Annotated in this window: 5 protein-coding genes and 1 pseudogene; 2 read left to right on the plus strand and 4 right to left on the minus strand. The window is 69.8% G+C overall.

All coding sequences use genetic code 11. The features are described 5' to 3' along the window. Positions 1-291: pseudogene (locus tag AC2VON_RS17065) on the minus strand (hypothetical protein); the annotation flags it as partial. Here AC2VON_RS17065 and AC2VON_RS17070 point away from each other — a divergent pair. Beyond that, a complete protein-coding gene (locus AC2VON_RS17070; protein ID WP_486954009.1) occupies positions 257-1,198 on the plus strand; it encodes an NAD-dependent epimerase/dehydratase family protein in 942 nt (313 codons plus the stop codon). The pseudogene AC2VON_RS17065 and the gene AC2VON_RS17070 overlap by 35 nt on opposite strands. 7 nt (positions 1,199-1,205) lie before the next feature. Here AC2VON_RS17070 and AC2VON_RS17075 read toward each other — a convergent pair whose 3' ends face one another. From AC2VON_RS17075 to AC2VON_RS17085, 3 genes are read right to left on the minus strand one after another with little or no spacing between them, the layout of a single operon-like run. Then, the gene (locus AC2VON_RS17075; RefSeq protein ID WP_486954010.1) at positions 1,206-1,547 is read right to left on the minus strand and encodes a DUF2304 domain-containing protein; all 342 of its coding nucleotides are present in this window, start codon (positions 1,545-1,547) and stop codon (positions 1,206-1,208) included. Next, positions 1,544-2,266, minus strand: coding sequence for a glycosyltransferase family 2 protein (locus AC2VON_RS17080; protein WP_486954011.1), 723 nt, complete (start codon positions 2,264-2,266; stop codon positions 1,544-1,546). Before AC2VON_RS17080 ends, AC2VON_RS17075 begins: the two co-directional genes overlap by 4 nt. Before the next feature lie 10 nt (positions 2,267-2,276). Beyond that, a complete protein-coding gene (locus AC2VON_RS17085) occupies positions 2,277-3,593 on the minus strand; it encodes a hypothetical protein (RefSeq protein WP_486954012.1) in 1,317 nt (438 codons plus the stop codon). Positions 3,594-3,865: 272 nt separating this feature from the next. Between AC2VON_RS17085 and AC2VON_RS17090 the strand changes: the two genes are divergently transcribed. Next, a partial coding sequence (locus AC2VON_RS17090) for a heavy-metal-associated domain-containing protein (RefSeq protein ID WP_486954013.1) occupies positions 3,866-5,013 on the plus strand: 1,148 nt, incomplete at its 3' end.

Genomic DNA, 5,013 nt, shown 5'->3' on the forward strand with positions numbered 1-5,013 from the left:
ACCAGAAACGCCCCCGGCATGAGATGGCCGTCGTGGTCGTCGAACAGATACGACGGCGACAGCAGGCCGTGGGTGCCGGCCCGGCCGATGAGGATCAGGTCGTCCCAGTAGAAGTAGCCGCCGAACGCCAGCACCGCCCGAAGAGCCAGTTGCACCAGGATCAGCGCGACGGCGGCTGCTTGTATCCGGGCAACCCGGGAGGCACGGATCGTCGCGACGGGCATGCGTCTTTCTTACCTGTCGGTATGGTGGGCCGGTGCGAGCACTGGTCACCGGGGCGGCCGGTTTTATCGGGTCGACGCTGGTCGACCGGCTCCGGGCGGAGGGTCACCCGGTGGTCGGCCTGGACAACTTCGCGACCGGGCGGGCCACCAACCTCGAGCACTTGGCCGACGACCCCGACTTCGTCTTCGTCGAGGCCGACATCGCCACCACGGACCTGCAATCGCTGCTTGAAGTCCACCGGCCGGAGGTGGTGTTCCACCTGGCCGCGCAGATCGACGTGCGCCGCTCGGTGGCCGACCCGCAGTTCGACGCGTCGGTCAACGTCGTCGGCACGCTCCGGCTCGCCGAAGCGGCGCGCAGCACAGGAGTCCGAAAGATCGTGAACACTTCGTCGGGCGGTTCCATCTACGGCACCCCGCCGGGCTACCCGACCGGCGAGACGGCGCCGACCGACCCCGCGTCACCGTACGCCGCGGGCAAGGTGGCCGGTGAGATCTACCTCAACACGTTCCGGCACCTCTACGGCCTGCAGTGCTCTCACATCGCGCCGGCCAACGTCTACGGCCCCCGCCAGGACCCGCACGGCGAGGCCGGGGTGGTGGCGATCTTCGCCCGGGCGCTGCTGTCGGGTGAACCGACCCGGGTGTTCGGGGACGGGTCGCACACCCGTGACTACGTGTTCGTCGACGATGTGGTGGATGCGTTTGTCCGCGCGTCCGGACCCGGCGGCGAAGGACAGCGGTTCAACATCGGCACCGGGGTGGAAACCTCGGACCGGCAACTGCATTCGGCGGTGGCGGCCGCCGTCGGAGCACCCGATGACCCACAGTTCGCTTCGCCCCGGCTGGGTGACTTGAACCGGTCCTGTTTGGATAGCAGTCTCGCCCGACGGGTCTTGGGCTGGCGACCGCAGGTGGCACTCGCTGAGGGGCTGCGCCGCACGGTGGAGTACTTCGCGCAGAGACAGACCTGACGTGGCGCTATGGGCGCTCGGGCTGCTGAACACTCGCCAGCGCCACCGCGCGCGCGAGCCGGGCATATCGCAGTTCCACATCGCGGAACCGCATGTAGGTGCTGAGCGTGGTGAACGCGAACGCGATGATCAGCACGTAAAGCATCAGATCCGTCCCGCGACGGACGCCGACCCAGTTCGCCACCACGGTGGTGTCGTCCGGGCGCAGCACGGCGTAGATCCCGCCCACCACGAACACCAGGTAGCCGACCTTGACCCAGGCCCTTGACTGGGCGGAGCGCCGGGACAACAACAGGTAGATCAGCAGCGTCATCACCGCCGCGATCAGCAGCACCTTGATCCAGTTCATCGGGACATCCTTTTGCGTAGCAACCCGTCGAAGACGATATTGATGCCGTTGAGCAGCGGCTGGCCTTTGGACTTCGAGTAGTCGGTGTAGAGCACCTCGACCGGAACTTCGCCTACCCGCCAATGGTTTTCGTCGATCAGCGCGAGGAACTCGCTCGCGTGGCTCATGCCGTTCATGGTGATGTCGAGGCCCTCGGCAACCTTGCGGTTGAACACCCGCAAGCCGTTGTGCGCGTCCGACAGCCCCAGCCGCCGAGTCCGTGGGCTCACCCGGACCACCGTGCGCAGCACCAGCCGTTTCAACAGCGGTGTCCGCGCTGTCACGCCGGGCTCAGCGAACGGCGCGAACCGGGTGCCGATGACGATGTCGAGATCGCCGGCAGAGAGCCGCTCGACCATCCGCACGACGTCGGCCACCCGGTGCTGACCGTCGGCGTCGAAGGTGGCGAACATCCGCGCACCGGGCTGGCCGCGGGCGAACTCGACGCCGGTCTGGATCGCCGCACCCTGGCCGAGGTTCACCGGATGGCGCACCACGTAGGCACCGGCCCGACGGGCGATCACGGCGGTGTCGTCGGTGCTGCCGTCGTCCACGCAGACCACATGGTCGAAAACCGATCGGACGCCGGTGATGACGTCGCCGATAACGGCCGCTTCGTCGAAGGCGGGGACGATGATCCAAACGTCGGGGTAGCGGGTCTCGATACGGCAAAAATACACGTCGTGCACGTCACAGTGTCGGTGGCAGCCAAGCCCGGTCGGTTGAGGCGGCCGTGCGCAGCGCGAACAGATGCACCGCGATGCCGACCAGCGGACCACAGAACAAGGCGATGGACGTTCGGGTGCCCAGGTCCGTCGGCAGCAGCAAGAGCAACGTCGACGCCACCGTAGCGCCCACCCAGCCCAGCGCGTAGGCGCGGTGCAGTGCCGCCGCCACCGCGGCCGCGCCGGTCAGAGTCAACACTGCGATCGCCGTGGCTGCCGCGGTCAATGCGGCCAGCACGGCGCCGCCGGCGCAATACGCCGGCCCGAACGCCGCACGCAGCAGCCATGGGCCTACCAGGGCTGCAGCCAACGCGCCGACCGCACCCACCGCGACGACGGCCGCGGCCGGCGCGGCCAGCGCGCGAACCCGCTGGGAGCGCTGGTCGACGAAGTGTGCGATCAGGTTCCCCTGCAGCGCGGTCAGCGGAACCAGCAGCGGCGCCCGGGTCAAGGTGACCGCCAGGATGACCACGCCGCCCGCTGCGCCAAGCTCGCCGGAGGTCGTCTGCAGCAGCACCGGAAAACCCATCACCAAGATCGCGCTGGCGCCGGCCGCGGTGACCGAGGGCGCGGCCCCGCGCAGGAAGGTTGCCGTGCGCACCGGTGCCACCAGCCGGGCCGCGGCCCGGGTCGCCGGGGAGACGATCAGCATCACCAGCCATGCCACCGCACCAGCCACGGTGGCCCACAAGAATCCGGCCAAACCCCAGCCGACAGCGAATGCGGCGGTCGCGACGACAACCCGGATGACGGCGTCGGTCACCATCAGGGTCGCGTACTGCATCCACCGGTTGGCGCCGGCCAGCATGCCCAGCAGGGTGGCGTGCAGGCAGAAGCCGGCCAACCCGACGGCCAGCAGCGCCACCGAAAGCATGCGCGCATCGACGAAGACCGGCCCGCTCCACAACGGCGAGCTGCCGACGACCAGCGTGGCCGCGACGGCGCCGACCGTCGCGGCCACCCGCAGCGGCCGGGTGTGGTGGCCGGGCACTGCGGCGGTGCCCGCCCCGGCACAGCGCGCGGATAGCGCGGATCGTACTTCCCGGGTGGTTTCTTGCAGCAGACCGTTTGCGGCCCCCGCGACCAGGCCGAACGCTCCCCAAAAAACCGCGAACACCGCGAACCCGGCGGGGTCCAGGTCGCGGGCCGCCAGGTAGAGCACCGCGTACCCGCAGAGCGCGGTGACCGCGGTGGCCGCGACGACCCGGACGACGCTGCCGCGTGCGACGGGCCCGGCTGCGGCGCTGGCACCGGTGTGCGCGGGAACCTCCGGCGTCGCCACAGTTCGAAGATACTCAGCCAGTCGGCGCCGGTGAGCAGTGAAGCGACATCCTTTGCGCCGAAAGTGAAGCTGCTGCGAAAAAACCTGCGAAATGTCGCAACCCGTTCACGCTCGTCGACGCGGGCACTCGGTGGTGGCATACTGCTCGGCGGAGGGGAGTATCCCTTCGCTGCAGCGTCGTCATCACGTCGACCGCTATCGGACGACCGGCGCTGTGGGCCGCTTCTCGGCGGGAGAGACCTCCGGTGTTTTATCGGCACTGGAGGCTTTTCATGCAACTGTCCGTGTTCGGGTGGTCGCCGTCGCGCGCCGTCGCGACAGGAATCCAGGCGGCGGAGGCAGTGGCTTCGGTGGCTTCGGCCGGCCTCGAGTTCGCCACCGAGCCGGTTCGCGCCGGGATCAAGCTGCTGTCCGGCGAGGTCTTTCTCTCGACGCTGACCCGGCGCCATTGGCGCGGTGACGGTCGCGCGTGGATCGAGGTGCGCGATCTGAACAGCCGGGGCGGCGCAGAACGCGGACGCGCCGTGCTCGACGCCCTGCGGGCTCGGCCCGGCGTTACCTCGGCCGAGCTGAATCGCCCGCTGTCGCGGGTCGTGGTCGAGTTCGACGGCGAGAAGACGTCACTGGGCACGTTGTGCTCGGTGGTCGGCGACGCTGAAAAGCGCCCCTGCCAGCCCTGCCAGGCCGACGGTCCAGACACCTCGCAGAGCTCGAACGGCTTGCGCGGCGGCGACAGCCTGCCGGGTGACGGGCTGCTGCTGGCAGCCAGGGCGGCGATGGTCGGTGTCCACGCCGGCGGGCTGGCCATCGCGGTCGTGGGACGGACCCTGCGGTTGCCGGCAGCGCCCGTCGCGGTCGACGCGGCGGTGGCGATCGCGAAGTACCAGCCCTGGCTGCGCCGCCTGCTCGAGGACCGAATCGGTACCCAGACAACCGGCACCGTGCTGTCGCTGGCCACCGCCGTGGCGCACACCCTGACGCTGTCACCGGCAACGCTGGCGGTCGAATTGACGACGCAGGCGCTGCAGGCCGCCGAGTGTCGTGCCGGAGAGCGAGCCTGGATCGCCCATGAGCCCGCGTTGGCCCGGCATGCCGAGCAACCGGAGGTGCACCAGCAGTCGGGGCCGGTGCCGGCCAGGCCGGCCGGACCGGCCGAGCGCTACCTGAAACGGGTCGCGTTGGCCCAGCTGATCGGTGCCGGCCTGGTCGGCGCCGTCACCCGTAGCGTCGCCGCGACATCGACCGCCGCGGTGGTCGTCGCCCCTAAAGCCATGTGGACCACGCGCGAGGCGTTCGCGGCGACGCTCGGGCAGGGTCTGGCCGACCGGTACGGGGTGCTGCCGTTGCGGCCGGAGGCCTTGCGCCGCCTCGACGAGGTCGACGCCCTCCTGGTCGACCCGCGCGTGCTCTGCGATGAGAA

Source organism: Mycobacterium sp. TH-M82 (assembly GCF_057473605.1).

Bases quoted from the DNA above. Each gene is read 5' to 3' on its own strand.
- AC2VON_RS17075 (WP_486954010.1), bottom strand. From the start codon at position 1,547: ATGAACTGGATCAAGGTGCTGCTGATCGCGGCGGTGATGACGCTGCTG.